Source organism: Fibrella aquatica, assembly GCF_041321135.1.
GTDB lineage: Bacteria > Bacteroidota > Bacteroidia > Cytophagales > Spirosomataceae > Fibrella > Fibrella aquatica.
Genome location: NZ_JBGGWF010000001.1, coordinates 1,002,663 through 1,023,670, shown reverse-complemented (window position 1 = coordinate 1,023,670; position 21,008 = coordinate 1,002,663). Strand labels below are relative to the sequence as shown.

Genomic DNA, 21,008 nt, shown 5'->3' with positions numbered 1-21,008 from the left:
ATTCGGACATGTATCGCCAATAGCCATTAATCAACATGAAACTTCTTATTTCCAGCCTTTCTGCTGCCTTACTAACCACTACGGTTACCCTGGCACAGACCACGTTTTCGTCATCAATTCGATCTATTGAAGTTGGGTTGAAAGGTGGGCCAACCTTCGTACATGGCTACACAACCATTCCGGCTCAGCCAACAGGCATAGCCGGGGTCCAGATTCCGCAGATCGAAAATATTCGCAACGGAACGGGCGTGGGTTACACGGGTGGTGCCTTCGTGCGGTTCAACAATTACCGCCGTAAGGGGTACGTTCAGGTCGAGATGACCTACAACCGGTATGTACTGAAACAACGAACTAACCTTACGCTCGACGTAAACGCCAACCCAAGTCTGGCAGCGCGGTTACCTGTTAGCTTCGCGCCCGGCCTGCTCAACGCTACGGTAAACATCACGTCAGAATCGTCGATCGAATCATTCAACGTACCTGTGCTCTTCGGACGTAGGTTGCTGAAAGACCGTCTTCGGGCCTATATGGGGCCGACACTCCTATTTGTGAATAAATCTCAGGCCATTCGAAATACAGAGGGACAGGTCAATCCAAATACCACCATTGGGTTTGCCACGGCCGTTCCCATTCCTGTTACCACCGAAACCACCAACCTACTTAGCCCGCGCGAAGCCGCTAACCTGGAAGTGAAGCGATTTAGTTGGGCGCTGGAAGCTGGTCTGGGTGTATCGCCGCTCCGTTGGTTAGACATTGATGTTCGTTATGCAGTACCTGCCGGCGGCGTTTATCGCGATACAGCCATTGAGGGGTTTCTCGGAATAGCCACCGTAACGGCGGGCATCAAGCTTCCATAAGCAAGGCAAAACAGGGCTGACAACGTACCTGCACGTCAACAAAAAAGCCACTCCTGACTATCAGGAGCGGCTTTTTTTATAAACAATCTTATTCAATCAGGCTTATAGGCCTGAAAAATCGAATCCTTCCAGAAAGGCTGTTGTGAAGTTACCTGACTGAAAACCGGGATCGTCCATCAAGCGGATGTGGAATGGAATGGTGGTTTTTACGCCTTCGATCACAAATTCCTGCAAGGCACGCTTCATACGCGTCAGCACTTCGGCCCGCGACTGACCCGATACGATCAGTTTAGCGATCATAGAGTCATAGTTGGGCGGAATAACATACCCGGTATACACATGACTGTCAATACGGATACCGTGACCACCAGGGAAATGGAGGTTAGTAATTTTACCCGGCGACGGACGGAAGTTGTTGGCTGGGTCTTCGGCATTGATGCGGCACTCAAGCGCGAACAGCTTTGGCGTGTAGTTCGTACCCGAGATAGGCACACCGGCAGCCACCTTAATCTGCTCCTTGATAAGATCGAAATCGGTCACTTCTTCCGTAATCGGGTGTTCAACCTGAATACGGGTGTTCATTTCCATGAAATAGAATTCACCGTGCTTATCGACCAGAAACTCAACCGTACCGGCCCCTTCGTAACCAATCGATTGCGCCCCCTTAATAGCCGCTTCGCCCATACGCGCCCGCAGGTCGTCGGTCATAATAGGCGATGGTGTCTCTTCCAGTAATTTCTGGTGACGTCGCTGAATAGAACAGTCGCGCTCAGAGAGATGGCATACTTTTCCGTACTGATCGCCAATGATCTGAATTTCGATGTGGCGGGGTTCTTCAACGAATTTCTCGAGGTAAAGACCGTCGTTGCCAAAGGCGGCACCTGCCTCTGTGCGGGCGTCATTCCAGGCTTTCTCGAAATCGGCTTCGGCTTTGATAATCCGCATGCCCCGACCACCACCACCGGCCGTAGCTTTCACAATAACGGGGTAGCCCATACCGGCGGCCAATTGCTGTCCTTGCTCAATCGATTCGAGCAACCCTTCTGAACCCGGAATAACAGGAACCCCAGCCGCACGCATGGTTGCTTTGGCCGTGGCCTTATCACCCATACCATTGATTTGGTCCGCCGTAGCACCAATAAACTTGATGCCGTAATCGGCGCAAATTTGCGAAAACTCCGCGTTTTCTGATAGAAATCCGTAGCCTGGGTGAATGGCATCAGCACCGGTTACTTCGGCGGCCGAAATAATGCTCGGAATATTCAGGTACGACTGACGACTGGCGGGCGGGCCAATGCAAACGGCCTCATCGGCAAAGCGCACGTGTAGGCTATCGCGGTCGGCGGTCGAATAAACGGCCACGGTACGAATACCCATCTCGCGACAGGTACGTATGATCCGCAAGGCAATCTCGCCCCGGTTAGCTATTAAGATCTTTTTGAACATAAGCTTAAGTCGATAGTCAATAGTCGGTAGTCTATAGTGTGCTGACGCAGATATTGCTCCTGCGTTAGCACACTATAGACTACCGACTATTGACTATCGACCAATTATATTGGTTCCACAATAAACAACGGCTGATCGTACTCAACAGGCGTCGCATTTTCCACGAGCACTTTTACGATACGGCCTGAAATTTCGGCTTCGATTTCGTTAAAGAGTTTCATCGCTTCGATGATGCAGACTACTTTACCGGGCTTGATCTCTGTGCCTACTTCGGCAAACATCGGCGATTCGGGATTAGCCGACCGATAGAACGTACCAATCATCGGTGATTTGATGGTAACGTGGTTACTGGCTGGAGCTGCCTCAGCAACTGGCGCTACCGGAGCAGCAGGAGCCGCCGCAGGAGCGGGTGGTGCTACAGAGGCTGGTGCCGGTAACTGAGCTGTTGCCGAAGCCGCTACAACAGTTTGCGTAGCCGACCGCTTTACATTGATTTTCAGCTCGTTCGTTTCGATTTTCACCTCATCGAGGCCCGATTTCGCGATGAAATCAATTAGTTGTTGAATGTCTTGTGTGCTCATATGTATAGAGTTAAGAGTTAAGCATTAAGAGTTAAGAGTTGCTCTGCTGGAGTATCGTACATTCATCAGCAGAGCAACTCTTAACTCTTAATGCTTAATTCTTAATTACTTAACTCGTTCCTGGTATTCCCGCGTGCGGGTGTCAACGCGAATTCTGTCACCCTGATTAATAAACAGAGGTACGTTAATCATAGCGCCTGATTCTACTTCTACCCGTTTTTTAGCGCCACTCGACGTATCACCTTTCAGACCGGGTTCGGCATAAGTCACTTCAAGTTCAACCGAAACGGGCAGTTCACAAATCAGCGGCGTTTCATTTTCAGCATTGATGAGCACCTCTACTTCCTGCCCTTCGCGCATCAGGTCTGATTGATCAAGAATTTTTTCGCTGATGTTGATCTGATCAAACGTTTCCTGATCCATGAAGTTATAACCAGCCTCATCTTTGTAGAGGTACTGAAACTTCCGGCGTTCAACCCGTACCGGAATAATGGTTGCTCCCGAGTTGAAGGTATTGTCGATTACCCGCCCTGTGGTGAGGCTTTTCAGTTTTGTACGCACGAAAGCGGCTCCTTTGCCGGGCTTAACGTGTTGAAATTCAACAATCTGAAAAAGGTCGTAGTTGTGGTTGATAACTAAGCCGTTCCGAATATCTGCGGTCGTTGCCATTTTTTGAAATGTAATTAATTGTCATTGATAGTCATTAATAGTCATTAAGTGTGATCGTCAAAGTCAAGCTACAAATGACAACTAATGACCATTAATGACTACAAATTACCTTTTTAGTAGGCCCACTTCACGTATACCGCTGCCCAGGTAAAACCGCCGCCGAAAGCAGCCAAAATAAGGTTGTCGCCTTTCTTAAGCTGTGATTCATAATCGAACAGACAGAGCGGAATAGTGGCTGCGGTGGTATTGCCGTATTTATGGATATTGAGCATTACCTTATCTGATCCGATTCCCATGCGGTTGGCGGTAGCATCGATAATGCGTTTGTTGGCCTGATGCGGTACCAGCCATGCCACGTCTCCGCCATCGAGGTGGTTACGCTGCATAATTTCGGCAGACACATCGGCCATATTTTTTACTGCAAATTTAAAGACGGATGGGCCATCCTGATACACGTAGTGCCACCGCTTCTCAACGGTTTCATGTGTAGGCGGATAGCGGCTACCCCCTGCTTTCTGATACAGATGATACTGCCCCACACCATCTGAACGGATAATTGAGTCGAGAATACCCAATCCTTCTTCTGCCGCTTCGAGTAGTACGGCACCTGCACCGTCGCCAAAAAGCACGCAGGTGGTGCGGTCTGTGTAGTCGGTAATTGCCGACATTTTATCGGCACCTACTACAATCACTTTTTTGTATTTGCCACTTTCGATAAACTGCGTTCCTACCGTGAGCGCGTATAAAAAGCCCGAGCAAGCGGCCTGAATATCGAAGCTGCCTACGTTACGGATACCCACCATTTCGCAGATGAGCGTCGACGTAGATGGGAAGACGTAATCGGGCGTAACGGTGGCACAGATTAGCAAATCAATCTCTTCGGGCGCCGTGTTTGTTTTGGCCAGCAATCCGCGAACAGCTTCAGCCCCCATATGCGAACTACCCATACCCTCTCCCTTAAGGATATGCCGCTCTTTAATACCAGTGCGGGAGGTAATCCATTCATCGTTGGTATCGACCATTCGCTCCAGTTCGGCATTGGTCAAAACGTAGTCGGGTACGTAGCCGTGAACACCGGTAATTGCTGCTTTCATCATTGATTCTGTTACGGGGTACTCACTTAAGGGCCTGGGCAATTTTAGTGTGGGCATCGGCCTCTACCTGACGAACAGCCAGCTTTAGCATATTATGGATGGCCATTGCTGATGAGATCCCATGGGCGATAATTACGTTGCCATTGACACCGATGATTGGGCTACCACCCACAGAGGCATAGTTTGTTTTGTCCAGAAAATCATCCTGCAAGCCTCGCTGTTTAGCTACCTGATAGAACGATTCACCTAATTTAAAGAGGGCATTCCCCGTAAAACCGTCGGTAACGATCACATCAGCGCAGTTCATAAACATGTCTTTGCCTTCAATATTTCCAACAAAGTTAATGCGGCGTGAATCTTTTAGAAGTTGATGAGCAGCCTGCGCAACAAGCGAGCCTTTCTGTTCTTCTTCACCAATATTCATTAGCGCTACTCTGGGTGTTTCTATGCCAAACATATGTTTTGCATAGATAGAGCCGAGTTCACCAAACTGAGCCAGCATTTCGGGCTTACAGTCTGCATTGGCGCCAATATCAAGCATAATGGCAGTTTGCCCGTTCATTTGAGGCACAAACCCCGCAATGCAGGGCCGGATTACACCTTCAATAGCCTTAATGCTGAATAAAGCCCCCACATGCATAGCACCGGTGTTACCAGCACTACAAAAGGCATCGATCTGGCGTTCTTTTAGTAGCTTAAAGCCTATGCTAATCGTTGAGTTCGGTTTCTGAGAGAGAGCTTTTGTAGGGTGCTCGCCCATTCCGATCACTTCATCGGCCTGCACAAATTCAATGGCAGCGTGATTAGTTACGCCTTGTAATTCCAACTGCGTGGTCAGCGCCGCTACAGGGCCAATCAGTACAATAGTGACATTTTCGGGCAAACCGGCTTTTACAGCATCAGCAACGCCTTCGATAATCGCTTCTGGTGCAAAATCGCCACCCAGGGCATCCACGGCAATCTTCATTTTATCGAGCAGCTTAATGAGCCAACAACCCGTAGAGTCAGGTATCAGGCGCGTAAAATTAGTCGCCGGGGGGCAATAAAAAAGTATTCCGCGTTCATCTTAAATCCGATGTCGGCGAAATACTCTTTTACTTCATAGTATGAATGTACCGCAGAAAGATACGTTTCCTGGTAAAAAACTTCCCCCGGCAGAGTGGGTCACCAACCGGTTTCTAAACCGTAGGTCGGTAGCCTTCAATCACCATTTTGCCACGGTAAAAGAGGTTACCCTCAAATACATGGGCGTGGTGACGCTCGTGAACTTCACCCGTTGTTGCGTCGGTAGCCAACGTTACGGCTTCTACTTTGTAATGCGTCCGGCGTTTGTCGCGGCGGGTGGTCGAGTGGCGGCGTTTGGGGTGTGCCATTGTAAAAAATCAGTTTAATGTTTAAAGTTCAATGTTTAAAGACCTATACAACGTTGGACTTTAGACATTAAACGTTGAACGTTTCGTTAGTTATTACTCAATTTTCGCAGGGCCTCCCAACGGGGATCCACTGCGGTTTTTTCTTCTTTCTCTTCGTCGGTATCTGTTTCTGCAACATCTCCTGACGAATAAATCAGTTTGCCTTCAGCTAGGTCATCCTCCTCATCTTCCTCTCGGAATCGTGGGTGCAGCCCTCGCATCGGCATTGACAACACAATGTAATCGAATATGTAGCGGGCTACGTTGATCGTGGCAGTATTACGCTCGATCAGTTCAATTTCGTCTGTCAATTCTTCGTTTCGATCAGCGAACTTCAGGAACAGCGTTTGGCGCGTGTCCACCTCTTCGTCGTACATATCGAGGCTACGATCGCAGGTACGTTCCACACTACCGGTAATAGAGAAGTCGAGACGAATCATCGTTTCTGACTTATCGAGTACCAGATTCGTTTTCACGTCTCCTTTTGTAATCAACTGTTGCTCAAGAGATTTGAAAAACGATTTATCCGACTGAAAGTCAAATTCGTACCGTTTTTCTTCCAGGCCAACAATGTTGATGTCGTATTGTCGCAGTTCGTTCACCTCAGTCATTCGCTAACAAGGCCGCAAAGATACGGATAGTTTGCAAATAGGGAAAGATGAATAGTGGAATTTACAGCTATGCTGCGTTACGGCTCATTTTGCGTTTGAGAAACTGCGCCAGAATAGGCAACACGGATAAGCCAACAATGCCGAAGACAACGAGCTCAAAATTCTTCTGCACAAATGGAATATTACCAAAGAAGTAACCGACGAGTGTAATGCTCGTTACCCACAGAATGGCTCCGAGAATACAGTTCTTTATATAGGTACCGTATTCCATGCTACCTGCCCCGGCCACAAAAGGCGCAATCGTGCGCACAATGGGAATGAACCGGGCCATGATCACGGTACGTCCACCATGTTTAGCATAGAATTTCTCCGTCTCGGTGATGTATTCGCGTTTAAAAAACAGGATTCTTTCCCGCATCTTAATCTGCGTCCCTAATTTCTTACCCACAAAATAGTTGACATTATCGCCCATCAGTGCTGCCACAATGAGCAGGGGAATAATGACGGCAACGCTCAACTCGTTGGTATCGCGGGCTGCGAGAGCACCTGCAGCAAAGAGCAGCGAGTCGCCTGGCAGTAACGGCATCACGATCAGACCGGTTTCGGTAAATACGATCAGAAAGAGGATGGCATACAGCAAAACGCCGTATTCATTGGCCCACAGATCGAGAAACTTGTCAAGATGGAGCAGAAAGTCGAGCAGAGATTTGATGAGTTCCATATGTGTTGAAGTCTGGTAAGTCGTGCAGAAGGAGTCTTGTTAGTCTGGAGAGTCATTTTGTAGATTCAAATTAAAACTTTCCAGACCAGCAGGACTCCTTCTGCACGACTTACCAGACCAAAAAGGGTTTATTTATCCAGGAAGAAACTGAATGTGTCGCCGCGCAAGCCCAGGCGAATGGTTTCTAATGGTATGATCTCGTTTGGCGCAATGTTTCCTACGTTAACGTTTGCTCCGAGCAGTTTAACAAACCAAACTTGCTGTTCTTTCTGGGGTGCTTCCCAAATAATTTTCTCGGATGGAATCTGGGTTAGAATTTCCTCCACAAGTCCCTGCCGAACCTCGCCACTGGCTCTGAACAAGCCAACGGTTCCACCTTCGCGGGCTTCGCCGATTACTTTCCAGGCACCTGCTTCAAGCTCGGTCTTCATCAATTTAATCCACTTGTAGGGCGGAATGATCTTGGCTTCATCTTTCGAGCCTACTTCCGAGAGAACCGTTACCTGCTGTGCCAACGTGCGAATGTACTCGCATTTCTCATCGGGGTCCATTTCTAGTGAACCGTCAGAAACTTCAGCAAATTTCAGATCATACTTATCAAGCAACTTACGGTAATCCTCAAACTGATTGCGGACCACGAATGCTTCAAAAAGTGTTCCTCCGAAGTAAACGGGAACACCAGCCGCCTTGTAGGCATCGAGTTTTTGCTGCAGGTTGGGCGTAACAAAGGAGGTAGCCCAGCCAAGTTTAACTATATCGATGTATTCGGCCGACATAGACAGCATATCTTCAACCTCACGCAGGCTGAGGCCTTTGTCCATAACCATCGTAAAGCCGCTATGGCGAGGTTTTACAGTGCGGTCAGGAATCTGAGTTAACGTATAATTCATTCGATCTTGTACAGGTACATGTTATCGTATAATGGCCCAAAAGTAGCAAGAGTTATCAGAAACTCACAATTAAATACACAAATACAAGCCGTTTCAGGCGATATAGCTTAGTTAAGTGCTATTTTTGATCTATGGAGATAAAGAGCCGTCTTGCCTTGTTTCAATCGATGATTGGGCAACCAATGAACAGAACACCGTCGGGCATGGGTCGGTGGCTAGGTGGTACATTAGTACAAATTGAAGAAGGGCGAACCGTAATCAGGTACGTTGTTCGCGATGATATGGTAAACCCGATGCAGGTGCTACACGGGGGGGCGGCTTCCGCTATTCTTGACGACCTTTGCGGCCTGACCGTTTTCGCATTAGGTCGGGAATATGGGTACACATCCGTAAACCTGACCGTCGATTTCCTGAACGCCGCCCGGCTGGGTGAGATACTGACTGCCGAAGCCACTATTGTCCGGGCCGGCCGAAACATTATTCACGTAGAAGGCCGCATCGATAACGCCGACGGCAAACTGATTGCCAAATGCAGCACAAACCTGGTGCAGACAACGGTGAAGATTTAGTTTGTTATTTCAAGTGCTCTGCTGAATCAAAAAAGCTAGGTCAGCAGAGCACTTGAAACCTGAGACTTGAAACTTGGAACTAAATTCCCTACCTTTGCACCCTCATTTTCAATATAAACAAAGATCATGTACGCAATCGTAGAGATCGCAGGGCAGCAATTTAAAATCGAGAAGGGCCGTTTCATCTATACCCACAGGTTGGGCGGTGACGTGGACGCTGCACTTGCCTCCGACCAGATTAAAATTCTTCTGGTTGACAACGAAGGTTCGATCACCGTTGGTGCCCCTACAGTAGCAGGAGCAGCGGTGTCGGCCACAATCGTCGAGCACCTGAAAGGCGAAAAAGTTATCGTCTTCAAAAAGAAACGTCGGAAAGGCTATAAGAAGAAAAATGGCCACCGTCAGTACTTGACCAAGCTTCAAATCAACGACATCACCGTCTAAATTTAGTTTAATGTTTAAAGTCTAAAGTTTAAAGGCGCGCTGCTACCTAGCAAAGCAACTTTAAACCCTGAACGTTAAACGTTGAACCATTTCTAAAAATGGCACACAAGAAAGGCGTCGGTAGTTCTAGGAACGGCCGTGACAGCATCAGCAAGCGACTGGGCGTCAAATTATTCGGTGGTCAAAAGGCCATCGCTGGTAACATCATCATCCGTCAGCGTGGTACAAAACACCACCCCGGCAAAAACGTAGGTATGGGCAAAGACCACACTTTGTTCGCGCTCATCGACGGTACGGTTCTTTTCACCAAAGGACGGGCAGATCGCTCGATGGTGAACATCGTTCCTGCCGAGGTAGCTGCTCCAGTGGCCGTTGCTGCTGAGTAGTCTTAAACGAATCGACGAAAAAACCGCTTGTTCTACCAACAAGCGGTTTTTTCATGCCCATTTGGTTAACCCCCGTTGGTGTAGTCCCGAAAGGCTATTTGTACTTTCAGGCAGTGTTCTGCTTACTGCTCTTGTTTACTGCCACTACCATTATGCCCCTCACCGATCAACTACAGACCATCATAGACAGCCTTGGCAGCGTTGGCGCCGAAGGATGGTTGGCCTTGACTTTTTGCGGCCTGCTGCTGGCCGAACTATTCCTGATTCGCAGAGGTAATGAGCGACAGACACGTACCTGGCTAACCGGACTTACGGTGGCAGGGCTGTTGGTGGCAGGTGCATTGGCCGTCAGCGAAACCGATCGGGGTAGTTTCTTCCTCGACCTGATTTTTCTGGACAACCAGGCCATTCTGATCAAAGGCGTAATCGCATTTGGCGCTATTGCGGTGGTGTTGTGGGAAACCGGCGTTTGGTATCCGGCCAATCAGGAAAGGTTGGTTAACAGAAGACAACTACCAACCGAGTGGTATGCATTGCTGGTGGCTTTAGTATTGGGGCTATTTCTGATGTCGATGGCAGTCAACCTGCTTTCGATTTATCTTAGCCTTGAACTCGTGTCTATTAGTTCGTACCTGCTGACAGGGCTTGTTGCCGACAGGAAAGCGTCGGAAGGTGGGCTAAAATACTTGCTTTTCGGAGCTGTTAGTTCGGCAGTGATGCTCTATGGTATGTCTCTGCTCTACGGCCTGACCGGCACGCTCGATATTACCAGCACTGTCTTTGTTGTGGAGTTAGCCAAAAACGGTACTGTTGCCCTGGTGGCCGGCCTGCTAACAACAAGCGGATTACTCTTTAAACTCTCGGCGGTGCCCTTCCAGATCTGGACGCCCGATGCCTACGAAGCCGCCCCCATTCCAGTGGCTGCTTTTTTCTCTATTGGGCCCAAAGCAGCAGCGTTACTTGTGCTGATGCGGCTATTGTCGGCAATGCCGGTTGCGGGTATGCAAACCCCATTGGCCGTTATAGCCCTGGCCAGCATATTGATTGGTAATCTGTCGGCGCTACGGCAAACCGATGCCAAACGAATGCTGGCGTACTCGACCATTGCACAAGCTGGTTTTCTGTTGGTAGGCGTGACCGCCTTGTCTGACGCTGGCTTTCAGGCGGCGGTATTTTATGTGGCAACGTATCTGTTCATTTCGCTGGCCGCCTTCTTCCTCATCGATGCATTGGCCCCGAACGGGTCTCTTCGCATGGCTGATTTTGCCGGTCTTGGTTTTACCTCTCCCCTGCTGGCTGTTTGCCTGACGGTTGTGGCATGGGCTCTGACCGGATTACCGCCCACAGTTGGGTTCACCGCAAAACTGCTTTCGTTTTCGGCTCTTTTCAGTGCTTACCAGTTATCGGGTAATCCGTGGCTGATCTGGTTATTTGGTCTTGGCCTTGCCAACGCCGTTATCTCCCTTTTCTATTATCTCCGAATTCCTTTTCTGCTCTTCTTCCGACCACGCATCAACAACGTACCTGACAATCTACCCACTCGGTTAACCATTGCTCAATGGGTTGCGCTGACCATGACGGTACCACCCGTGGTAGTGCTGTTTCTTAAACCCGGCTGGCTTCTTAAGCTCATTACGGAATTCTAAATCCCGATTATGCTCCACTACCTCATAGAAACCCTAGGCTGGATTGCTTCTGTCCTGATCGTTGGGGCTTACTTCTTAAATATTCAGGGACGACTAGATGCCAAAGACCCCAGGTATGTATGGGCTAATCTGGTTGGTGGTCTGTTTTTCGTGGTCAACACTTATTACCACGGCGCATACCCCTCAGCGCTCGTCAATGTGGTCTGGGTACTAATTGCCGTTTTTTCGCTACTCAGAAGAGGAAGTAGAGTATAACGTTCAAGGTCCGAAAAGTATAACGTTCAAGGTCTAAAGTCTAAAGGGCTCCGCTGACTCACAATATGTGAATTGGCGGAGCCCTTTAGACCTTGAACGTTATACTCTTAGTGCGAATGCGAAACGCGATGATGACGAAGGTTAACCAGATGAGAGATCACCAGACCTGTTGATGCGGCGTAGGCTATGTATTCAAAAATAGGGTCAACATCTTCAAGAAGTAGCCCTACAGCGAATATAAACAGGAAGCTCCACAACGCTGTCCGGATGGCTGATGAGGTATGATGACGGGCGGCATAATAGACGGCCACGATATTAACGGCAATGAAAAAATAGTCCAGGCTAAGAAAACCGGCCCGTAATGCATCATTGCGAAAGAGACTCGAGGTCATTACCAGAACGGGCGCTGCCAGGCAATGAATGAGGCACAATACCGATCCGGTTATGCCAATATAATCGGCTTTCTTATCAACAACGTTATCCAACTTCATAACCAAACTTAATTCTGTCGTACAAAAGTAAAAGGTTAACTATTGCAAATGCAATAAGGTTGCAAATTAATTTGCAACAACGTTGCGTTTATGTAAGTTTGCAGTCTAAAACTCGACAGCACAATGATGCATCAACACCACAAAAGACACATGTTCTATGCAGGATGGGTTCTTGCCCTTGGTAGCCTTCTCTTTTTAAACGGTTGTAAGAAAGGAACCGACCCCTTACCAGCCGACGAAAATGAACTGATCACAACCGTAACGCTTCGTTTCACCGAACAGGGTACAACCAATACACAAACCTTCTCATATCAGGACAGAGATGGCGATGGTGGAGCCGCCCCAACACGCTTTGACTCCGTTACGCTGACTGCCAATAAGAGTTATAGTTTGACAGTTGATATACTCGACGAAAGTAAAACACCCACTGAGAGCATTACGGAAGAAATCAGAGAGGAAGCAGATGAACATTTGTTCGTTTTCGCAACTACCCCTGCTTCTTTATTAACCTATACCTATGGTGATCGCGACAGTCGTAACTTCCCTATTGGGCTGGCAGGCACAGTTAGCACCGGAGCGGCCGGCACAGGACAGCTCAACGTAAGGCTTCGCCATCAGCCACCGGTCAATGGTGTGGCCGTAAAGAATGGCACCGCAACGCCAGGCTCAGATGATGTCAACCTCAATTTTTCGTTAACTATCCGTTAACAGATTCGTATTTATCGTTTCTGGATAGAAAAAGGCCCACTGCTCTCATAGTGGGCCTTTTTCTATCCAGAGCTCTCCCTAGCTGGGCGCAAATCAGGATAAACGACTGATCAGTAAGTAGTGTAAAGAAGGAACAGCACGATTTAGGCAAAAATTTAGCTAGTGTCCACTATGAACGGCCGAAGAGACGTTACTTTTACATAGCCGACCCCAACTTCTTTACGCAGAAAATGGCCCAATCTACTACCGCCCAAAACCGTCAGAATACCCGACGCTCTGATAGTGCCGAAGGAGCCCGTCGTGGCTCTTCGAAGCGCGAAAAAGCGGCCGATCCCGCCAGCGCAGGGCAGGTGCGAGCCAGCCGAAACTGGACTTTGCCCTTCGAGCGTGTACGAATAGACGAACGGACTAATCTGGCCGTTGGTGTGTTGTTGATCCTGTTAAGCGTGGGTTTGCTGGTCTCTTTTGTATCCTACCTCTTCAGTGGCTCCGCTGATCAGAGTTTAATTAATACCGACGAAGCGGTTAAAGAAGTTGGTAAAGATGTACAGAATTGGGTGGGGCTGCTGGGCGCTCACGTAGCTCACGTCTTCATGTTCCGGTGGTTTGGCATTGGCGCCTTAGGCATTCCGGTGGTGGTTTTTCTCGCCGGTTTTAAACTTACCTCAGGCCGCGAACCCTTACCACTAGCCCGCACCACACAAGCCGTTCTGTTTCTAGCCGTTTGGCTGAGCCTAATACTTGGGTACGTAGTCATGGCTACGGGTGCCGTCAGCACGGGAAGTGTCTGGTGTGGCGGCTTGGGGTACGAAGTCAATCGACTGTTGTATGGGCTTCTGGGATTCGGGAGCATCGTGTTACTGGGCTTTCTAGGGTTCGTGTTTGCGTTATTTTTCTTCAACATCACCAGTCTGTCTTTTTTCAACCGCCCCACGGAAGATGAGTTGGCCGACGAACAGGAAACACCAAAAACATCAAGCGGAACCAGTTATGGCCACGAAACAGATGGTTATGACGAACCTGCTGAGCCAGCCAACGTACCTGAACCAAGAGTAGAGCCTGTTTTTTCTGACCCAACGTACCCAGACGTACCTAACTACGCGCTGACAGTTGAGCCAACGAAACCCGAGGTGCTGTCTCTATCTCCCAAACCAGTAGTTCCTCCCATTACCCAAAATGTAGAGTCAGGTGGACTGGTGCTCACGGTGGCCGAAGGAATTGCCCTTGCCGAGGCCGAACTGGCCGCCGCCCCTCCTGTAGTTACGCCCCCTTTTGAACCCGATATGTTTGCAGGTGATCTGGTTGCACAGCACGGCCTATACGACCCCACCCTCGACCTGCCGCACTACCAGTACCCGACGGTGGAGCTATTGACCAACTACCCTGAAAACAGTAAAGCACAGGTATCTGCTGATGAACTGGAGGCCAACAAAGACCGAATTGTGGATACGCTTGGCAAATTCAACATTGGCATTCAACGCATTCACGCTACTATTGGGCCAACGGTAACCCTCTATGAAATTGTGCCTGCCGACGGGGTTCGTATCTCTAAAATCAAGAGCCTGGAAGATGATATTGCCCTGAATCTGGCCGCGCTCGGCATTCGTATTATTGCCCCCATGCCCGGCAAAGGAACGATTGGTATCGAGGTACCGAACAAGAACCGCGAAATGGTGTCGATGCGGTCGATGATGATGTCCGAGAAGTTTCAGAAAGCGAGTATGGATTTGCCCGTCGTGCTGGGAAAGACTATCTCCAACGAAATTCTGGTCGTTGATCTGGCCAAAATGCCTCACCTGCTGATGGCAGGTGCCACTGGTCAAGGCAAATCAGTAGGCCTTAACGTACTATTAACCAGCCTTCTGTACAAGAAGCACCCGGCGCAGCTAAAATTTGTTCTCGTTGACCCTAAAAAGGTAGAACTGACCCTGTTCAACAAAATTGAACGCCACTTTCTGGCCAAACTGCCCGATGCCGAAGAGGCTATTATTACCGACACCAAGAAGGTAGTAAATACGCTCAATTCGTTGTGTATTGAGATGGATAACCGCTACGATTTGCTGAAAGATGCCGAAGTACGGAACATTAAAGAGTACAACGCCAAGTTTACCCACCGCCGCCTGAACCCGGAAAAAGGGCACCGCTATCTGCCTTATATCGTGCTAATCATCGATGAATTAGCCGACTTGATGATGACCGCCGGAAAAGAAGTAGAGCAACCCATTGCCCGGTTGGCCCAGTTAGCACGGGCCATTGGCATTCACCTGGTAGTAGCCACGCAACGGCCTTCGGTCAACGTGATTACGGGCCTCATTAAAGCGAACTTTCCGGCTCGCCTATCCTTTAAAGTAACCTCAAAAATAGACTCCCGAACCATTCTCGATACAGGTGGAGCCGAGCAACTCGTAGGCATGGGCGACATGCTGCTTTCGTCAAATTCTGACATTATCCGGCTACAGTGCCCCTTTGTGGATACCAACGAGATTGAAGAAATATGTGGTTTTGTGGGTGGTCAGCACGGGTATGACGACGCCTATCCCCTACCCGAGTTTTATGGCGAAGATGGCGGTGGCTCTGTGGAGGATAAAGACGTTGATTTGGCAAACCGCGATGCCATGTTCGATGAAGCAGCACGCCTGATTGTGACCCATCAACAGGGAAGCACCTCACTGATACAACGACGGTTGAAGCTCGGCTATAACCGCGCCGGACGGCTGATTGATCAGCTGGAAAAAGCAGGCATCGTTGGTCCGTTCGAAGGTAGTAAAGCCCGTGATGTTCTCGTCCACGACATGGTTCACCTCGAAGAGTTGCTCAAACACCTGGGTTAATTGCCAGCCAATCAATCAGTTTTCGGATTACCAGCGTGTTTATCTGACTACAACGTGTTTTACAACCGTTATTCCATTCTGGCTAACCGACATTAGGTAACTTCCGGCACTCATGTCAACTTTTGGCCTAACGATCAGACTGCTAGTTGCCGTTTGCTGACTTTCACAGGCTATCAAACGACCTAGTAAATCGGCTAGTACAACCGTTGCAGGTTCAGCGGCCGACAATTGCACCTCAAATTGATTACCTGTGCTTGGGTTAGGGAAAACAATAGCAAAGTCGCTGGGCACGTAAGCGATGGGCTGCCATCGAAACGTTCCAAAATCTCCCGTACGATCTACTTGTTTGAGACGGTAATACGCCAAACCAGGCAATGGTTTTTTGTCGTAGGCTACATAGGTCTGTCGGTTCTGACTGTTTTCCGATGCATCGATAGTAACTACGGCCTCCAGATTTATCAAATCCCGACTTCGTTCCACTACAAAGAAACGACTGTTCACCTCCGATGCTGTCTCCCACTGGAGACGTACCTGATTTTGTGAATCAAGTGCTGCGCCAAATGAAAGCAGCGTGACGGGCAACACAGGTGCAGACAGATTATAGGCGCAACTGTTCGCCGAGGCATTAGCGCTCGATACAGGATCCATGATTACCATCACTACCACATCGACGCTTAGAAAAGGGGTTGGGTAATATGAATAGCTTCCATCGGTAGCTCCTGCCGTTGCAATATTGATAAACCCCTCTGAAGCTGCCGAGCCATAATTGTTTTTAAACCCATAGAGCGGGTTGCTTGTGCCGAGGTCCATATTCTGAAGCAGACAAGCCTCCCGGTGACCCCATGATGGAGCATCGTCATATATCCAGCTGTAAACGGCTCGTTCAATGATTAACGGATTACCACTTGTGCCGGTACTGGCAAAAATGGCAATATTTTCGGCCCGTGACAGAAACTGACTACAGGCTACTCCTGTCGGCGACTGCGGGTAAATGGCTTTCACCCGGTCGAACGGAGATGTACCGCCAGCACCTGTATGGGTAAAAAGGTCATTATTTTTCAGGTAATCAGCATGTGTTTGAGCCACCGTACCCAAATTCACATCACTTCCCTCAAAAGGCAAACCCAGCACCGTTCCCGAAGCATATGCAACGCCCGCGCGGGCAGTGCGCTCGGCATTCAACAAGACGAAAGCTTTTTCGTTGTTAGTGTAGCCCGACCAGCCGGCTGGCAGAATCAGATTACCAAGCACATTGGCTGCGAGCCCGAGTTGAGTTTCTTCCTGCCGACGCGCATTGGTAAATGCATTCTGAATAGCAGTCACGCCAGAGAAAGTGGTTTGCGGACCACCCGTTACGGCATCCTCGTCCCAGAGTATATTCGCTGTCAGGTTCGATGGCGATTGGGCGTTCGCCACAAAAGTTGACAGCAGGGCAACAATAATTATAAAGAGTGGGGGAATACGTGTATAGGGTGTCATCATAGTGTACAATTGACTAATAAAAGCCAATAGTACGAAAACACCATCAAACTAAGTATATACACTCAATTAGACGCGGCTATTCGCTTGATTCGCAGGCAGATTTTCCCTCCAGAATTAAGGAGGCTAATTCATCAATAGAGGGTGGCTTCACCATGAAGGCACAGGCACCCATCGCTTCACTGCGTGTCTGATCATCAACGTTGCTTGATGTGCTCAAAATGGCAACAGGAACCTTTTTCCACTGATTATGCCGCTTGAGGATAGTAAGCGTTTCGTATCCGGTTAAGCGAGGCATATTCAGATCAAGAATGATCATATCAGGTAGTGGACTTTCCGGATGAGAAACAAAGTGGTCAATTAAAGCTTGCCCGTCATCAAAACTGGTTAACTTCCATTTGGGGAAGTGAGTAGCAAAAGTTAAACGGGCCAGATAAACATCGTCATCATCATCGTCGACCAGAAAAATAGCTGGCTCTTTCATCATAAAATCTTCAGGGTGTTACGGCTTGTATTAGCACTGCTAAGATACACATCATTTCTATCCCGGCGCAGAGATAAATTAGCTTAAGGAGCTAAGCGTAAACAAGACTTGCATTAAACTTTTAAGTAGGTTCGCACGTCTAATCAATGTAATTGATCATAAATTTTTCGATTTTCTTACCCAACCAGATGGAACTCACTCCTCGAATAGTCAGGCAGATAGCCTGCACTTGCGTTTTATTGTTCAGTATAACCGGCCCAATACTGGCTCAGAAAGATAAACGTGCAGAAATCATATTAGATGCCATGAGTGCCAGATACAAGGCACTGACCAGCTATCAGGCAGCTTTTAGTTACACGGCTGATCGCCAGGCTTACAAAGGTGACATCACGGTGAAAGGCAAAATGTTCAGGCTTAAAACCGCCGGGCAAGAGGTATTCACCGATGGCAAAACCATGTCTACCTACGTAAAGGAAGCCAACGAAGTGAATGTGCAGGACTACGATGCCAGCGCAACCGGCGATTTTAACCCTACCAAGATCTACTCGATGTATAAAAAGGGGTTTAACTACACGTATTTGCGCGAACAAAAAACAGCCGGACGTGTGCTTGATGTGATTGAGCTAAAGCCAGAGAAGAAGAATACCCAAATTGCCAATGTCCAGATCAGCGTAGACCGGGGCGACAAATCGGTGCGTAGCTGGCAGATCACCGACAAGACTGGCAAACGCACCCAATATACCATCAGCAAATTCACGCCCAACCCCACGCTGGCCGACGCTTATTTTGCGTTCGACAAGTCGAAATACCCCGGCGTTGAAGTGGTTGATCTACGGTAATCGAGAGTAATCTAGAAACCCCACTTTAACCGAAGCGCCACATTTCGCCCAAGGTCATCGGCATAGTATCGAAACCGATTTAGATAATCCCGATACTGCACGTCGAACAAATTAGTAACTGTCAGACTGATGTCAACAGATTGCCTGTCGGTAAATATCAGCGTACCACCCGCCGAGGCCGTCCATAGGCTGTAAGCGGGTGGCGGTGGGGCAAAATCGCTGTTTGCCGGCACTCTCGCTTGCCGGGCCACCGCTAAATTGCCCAATTCCAGGTAAGGTTCGCGCCAGCGGCTTACCTGGCCAGAGCGTATCAACGCATATCGAATCGTGTTATTCCAGCGGTTTGGTGGAATCATTACGATAGGCTGATCTGTACGAACATCCTGCACATAGAGGTACGACGGCTTGGTTGTCCACTGCCAGCGGTTGCTGATTGCTACGCCAACCGTAGCGTCTATACCCGTGTAGATAGCATCGGTCTGGGTGTATTTGAAGTAGGGAAAGGCTCCCCGTACGGTTAGAATTGGTTCGGGCTGAGGGCGCAGGTAGATGTAATTCCGAATGTAATTATAGAAAAAACTCACTTCGGCCTGTACCCGTCCGGTTTGCCATTCGGTGGCTAGGTTCATACTCCCATTTGTCTCCGGACGCAATTGAACATCGCCCTGCTCATAGGCGGCCGCACCATGATGCACCCCGTCACTAAAGAGCTCGCTGATGTTGGGCGGGCGCCAGGCGGTACCTATGTTTAGCCGGGTAATCCACTTATCGCTGTGGTAGTGGGTAGCCCCCAACGTACCTGACGGACTAGCATATACGAACGTCGGATCGTCGTAAACCCGGTTAACGTACCTGAAAATTTGAAGCCGCCGCCAGTCCATCCGTACGCCGAGTTCGTATTCCCATGACCCATTCCGCTGTTTGCCAATCCAGAACGTACCCAGGGTGGCCATCTGAAAATTAGGAATTAGGGGCCGCCCCGTCATGATGTTATACTGGTACAGCCCACTAACGCCAGCGGTACTGCTCCGGTGATTACGTGCCTGCGTTTCCCGTACCAGATCGGCGCTATAGGTAGTTAGCTGAAACCGTAACTCGGGCCGATTCAAAGCCGCCAGCGAATCGTTACGGGGACGATGCAAATCGTACTCCATCCGATCGTCAGACTGCCGGGCCAGCGTCAGGCTCCAGTTAGTACCCGAAGTCGTTTTATGAGACGTGCGCCACTTCAACAAATCGTGCGTGATGTCTTGCCGGGGGCGGTCAATGACGTAGCTGAAATCGGTAGTCTTTACCAGTGGCTCACCACTACGCAGCACTTCCTGTAAATCGGTCAGACTACCAATGTGTGCGCCAGAGAAGATACCAATTTTCGACGAGAAACGACTGTAAAATAGGTCCGATTGCCAGCCCTTAGCTCGATATGCCAATGCGGCGGACCCATTTCGCTCCTGTACACCCGTGTTGTTCAAAAAATAAGTTGGCGTTTTCAGGGTACCTCCTTCTTTCGCTGTTCCCTGCAATCGCCAGCCGAAGCGCGAAACACCATCAGAACCTGATTGACCAAAGCTACCCTCTGCCTGTGCCGACACAACCCCCTGCCGTCCGTTTGAAAAACCCGCTACGTTTACTTGCCCCCGTATACCACCCGACGATGGTAGTGCGGCGGGTTCAACCAGGATAACGCCACCTATGGCATCTGAGCCGTACCGAACACCGGCTGCCCCCTTTACAACCGATAATCGATTGGCCACAAACGGGTCTATTTCGGGGCCATGCTCTGAACCCCATTGCTGCCCTTCTTGCCGTATGCCATTGTTGAGAATCAACACCCGACTGCTGTGCATGCCATGAATCACCGGTTTCACCACCGATGCGCCTGTTTGCAGGGTGGTTACTCCCGTCAGGTTTCGAAGCGCGTCACCTAAAGTTGCCCCGCGCGTTTGGTCCAGTTCCCGCCCCTGCAAAGCCACAATAGCCTGACTGGTCAGGGCATCCATTTTTTGCGCTGTAACGGTCACATTCTTAAGATGTTGTATCTCTTCAGAGAGCAACACATCCTGCTTAGCCTCCTCTGGATCATGTTGCAATACAAGTTGTTGCTGCACCTCTCGATACCCCACAATATGAGCAACGAGCATGTAGGTACCTTCGCACAGGTTGTCGATTCTATAATTTCCCTGGGCATCACTCAACACTCCACGACCTGTTCCTTTCAAAAGCAACGTAGCACCTGGAACAGGTTGACGAGTCTCCCGGTCTAATACCTGACCCTTTACAAAACAGTGACAAGCATCCTGCCCTAAACTGGGGAAGGGATTGCCCACCATTCCAAAAAGTAAGGCCCATAGTAGCCAAATTGGTGGAGATATGAAGAAACGAACGAGTAGGCCAACCATTATCAAGTGATTACGCAACAAAGTTGCAACAAATTGGTAACGCTATTTTGAGCAAATAGGCCTGTTTCTATGAATATTTTTTTGTGACGACGCAACTTTGTTTAACGTTTCCGTGTAATCATTCAACAAAGCATGAAGATTGTTTCCACACTATGGGGAAAACATTACCCACAATCTATCGCAATAACTCATTACC

Annotated in this window: 22 protein-coding genes; 9 read left to right on the top strand and 13 right to left on the bottom strand. The window is 49.0% G+C overall.

Translation table 11 applies throughout. The annotated features are described in order from the left end of the window. Positions 1–35 precede the first annotated feature (35 nt). Complete coding sequence (locus ACAW87_RS03860) at positions 36–857, top strand: outer membrane beta-barrel protein (RefSeq protein ID WP_370721827.1); 822 nt, start codon at positions 36–38, stop codon at positions 855–857. Positions 858–959: 102 nt separating this feature from the next. Here ACAW87_RS03860 and accC read toward each other — a convergent pair whose 3' ends face one another. From accC to ACAW87_RS03815, 9 genes are all read right to left on the bottom strand, one after another. Continuing rightward, positions 960–2,303: an acetyl-CoA carboxylase biotin carboxylase subunit gene (accC, locus tag ACAW87_RS03855; RefSeq protein WP_370721826.1), complete on the bottom strand. Its 1,344-nt coding sequence runs from the start codon at positions 2,301–2,303 to the stop codon at positions 960–962. A gap of 104 nt (positions 2,304–2,407) precedes the next feature. Beyond that, positions 2,408–2,884 carry an acetyl-CoA carboxylase biotin carboxyl carrier protein gene (gene accB / locus ACAW87_RS03850; RefSeq protein WP_370721825.1) on the bottom strand — a complete coding sequence of 159 codons (477 nt, stop codon included), beginning with the start codon at positions 2,882–2,884 and terminating at the stop codon, positions 2,408–2,410. Between the two features lie 105 nt (positions 2,885–2,989). Continuing rightward, complete coding sequence (gene efp / locus ACAW87_RS03845; RefSeq protein WP_370721824.1) at positions 2,990–3,553, bottom strand: elongation factor P; 564 nt, start codon at positions 3,551–3,553, stop codon at positions 2,990–2,992. A gap of 113 nt (positions 3,554–3,666) precedes the next feature. After that, the gene (locus ACAW87_RS03840; RefSeq protein WP_370721823.1) at positions 3,667–4,650 is read right to left on the bottom strand and encodes a beta-ketoacyl-ACP synthase III; all 984 of its coding nucleotides are present in this window, start codon (positions 4,648–4,650) and stop codon (positions 3,667–3,669) included. 19 nt (positions 4,651–4,669) lie between these two features. After that, a complete protein-coding gene (plsX, locus tag ACAW87_RS03835) occupies positions 4,670–5,614 on the bottom strand; it encodes a phosphate acyltransferase PlsX (RefSeq protein ID WP_370721822.1) in 945 nt (314 codons plus the stop codon). 211 nt (positions 5,615–5,825) lie between these two features. Then, complete coding sequence (gene rpmF / locus ACAW87_RS03830; RefSeq protein ID WP_370721821.1) at positions 5,826–6,020, bottom strand: 50S ribosomal protein L32; 195 nt, start codon at positions 6,018–6,020, stop codon at positions 5,826–5,828. Positions 6,021–6,106: 86 nt separating this feature from the next. Further along, a complete protein-coding gene (locus ACAW87_RS03825; RefSeq protein WP_370721865.1) occupies positions 6,107–6,661 on the bottom strand; it encodes a YceD family protein in 555 nt (184 codons plus the stop codon). A gap of 76 nt (positions 6,662–6,737) precedes the next feature. Next, complete coding sequence (locus tag ACAW87_RS03820) at positions 6,738–7,391, bottom strand: DedA family protein (protein WP_370721820.1); 654 nt, start codon at positions 7,389–7,391, stop codon at positions 6,738–6,740. Positions 7,392–7,519: 128 nt separating this feature from the next. Beyond that, on the bottom strand, positions 7,520–8,281 hold the full coding sequence (locus tag ACAW87_RS03815; RefSeq protein ID WP_370721819.1) for a phosphosulfolactate synthase: 762 nt from the start codon (positions 8,279–8,281) through the stop codon (positions 7,520–7,522). 131 nt (positions 8,282–8,412) lie between these two features. On the opposite strand from ACAW87_RS03815, the gene ACAW87_RS03810 reads away from it, so the two are divergent. The 5 genes from ACAW87_RS03810 to ACAW87_RS03790 all read left to right on the top strand — a co-directional run bounded on the left by ACAW87_RS03810 (position 8,413) and on the right by ACAW87_RS03790 (position 11,581). Next, positions 8,413–8,850 carry a PaaI family thioesterase gene (locus ACAW87_RS03810; RefSeq protein WP_370721818.1) on the top strand — a complete coding sequence of 146 codons (438 nt, stop codon included), beginning with the start codon at positions 8,413–8,415 and terminating at the stop codon, positions 8,848–8,850. A 126-nt stretch (positions 8,851–8,976) separates the two neighbouring features. Then, positions 8,977–9,294: a 50S ribosomal protein L21 gene (gene rplU / locus ACAW87_RS03805; RefSeq protein ID WP_370721817.1), complete on the top strand. Its 318-nt coding sequence runs from the start codon at positions 8,977–8,979 to the stop codon at positions 9,292–9,294. Positions 9,295–9,392: 98 nt separating this feature from the next. Further along, a complete protein-coding gene (gene rpmA / locus ACAW87_RS03800; RefSeq protein ID WP_370721816.1) occupies positions 9,393–9,680 on the top strand; it encodes a 50S ribosomal protein L27 in 288 nt (95 codons plus the stop codon). Between the two features lie 53 nt (positions 9,681–9,733). Continuing rightward, positions 9,734–11,326, top strand: a complete 1,593-nt coding sequence (locus ACAW87_RS03795; protein ID WP_370721815.1) for an NADH-quinone oxidoreductase subunit N — start codon at positions 9,734–9,736, stop codon at positions 11,324–11,326. A 9-nt stretch (positions 11,327–11,335) separates the two neighbouring features. Continuing rightward, the gene (locus tag ACAW87_RS03790) at positions 11,336–11,581 is read left to right on the top strand and encodes a CBU_0592 family membrane protein (protein ID WP_370721814.1); all 246 of its coding nucleotides are present in this window, start codon (positions 11,336–11,338) and stop codon (positions 11,579–11,581) included. Between the two features lie 107 nt (positions 11,582–11,688). Here the strand turns inward: ACAW87_RS03790 and ACAW87_RS03785 are convergent, their stop codons facing one another. Beyond that, positions 11,689–12,072, bottom strand: coding sequence for a MerC domain-containing protein (locus tag ACAW87_RS03785; protein ID WP_370721813.1), 384 nt, complete (start codon positions 12,070–12,072; stop codon positions 11,689–11,691). Positions 12,073–12,222: 150 nt separating this feature from the next. Here ACAW87_RS03785 and ACAW87_RS03780 point away from each other — a divergent pair, with 150 nt between their 5' ends. Further along, positions 12,223–12,780 carry a hypothetical protein gene (locus tag ACAW87_RS03780; protein WP_370721812.1) on the top strand — a complete coding sequence of 186 codons (558 nt, stop codon included), beginning with the start codon at positions 12,223–12,225 and terminating at the stop codon, positions 12,778–12,780. A 230-nt stretch (positions 12,781–13,010) separates the two neighbouring features. Beyond that, positions 13,011–15,611, top strand: coding sequence for an FtsK/SpoIIIE family DNA translocase (locus ACAW87_RS03775; protein ID WP_370721811.1), 2,601 nt, complete (start codon positions 13,011–13,013; stop codon positions 15,609–15,611). Between the two features lie 39 nt (positions 15,612–15,650). Here the strand turns inward: ACAW87_RS03775 and ACAW87_RS03770 are convergent, their stop codons facing one another. After that, positions 15,651–17,093 carry a T9SS type A sorting domain-containing protein gene (locus ACAW87_RS03770; RefSeq protein WP_370721810.1) on the bottom strand — a complete coding sequence of 481 codons (1,443 nt, stop codon included), beginning with the start codon at positions 17,091–17,093 and terminating at the stop codon, positions 15,651–15,653. Between the two features lie 76 nt (positions 17,094–17,169). Next, complete coding sequence (locus ACAW87_RS03765; RefSeq protein ID WP_370721809.1) at positions 17,170–17,577, bottom strand: response regulator; 408 nt, start codon at positions 17,575–17,577, stop codon at positions 17,170–17,172. A 185-nt stretch (positions 17,578–17,762) separates the two neighbouring features. Here ACAW87_RS03765 and lolA1 point away from each other — a divergent pair, with 185 nt between their 5' ends. Continuing rightward, a complete protein-coding gene (gene lolA1 / locus ACAW87_RS03760) occupies positions 17,763–18,413 on the top strand; it encodes an outer membrane lipoprotein periplasmic chaperone LolA1 (protein WP_370721808.1) in 651 nt (216 codons plus the stop codon). Positions 18,414–18,424: 11 nt separating this feature from the next. Here the strand turns inward: lolA1 and ACAW87_RS03755 are convergent, their stop codons facing one another. Beyond that, positions 18,425–20,743, bottom strand: coding sequence for a TonB-dependent receptor (locus ACAW87_RS03755; protein WP_370721807.1), 2,319 nt, complete (start codon positions 20,741–20,743; stop codon positions 18,425–18,427). Positions 20,744–21,008 lie beyond the last annotated feature (265 nt).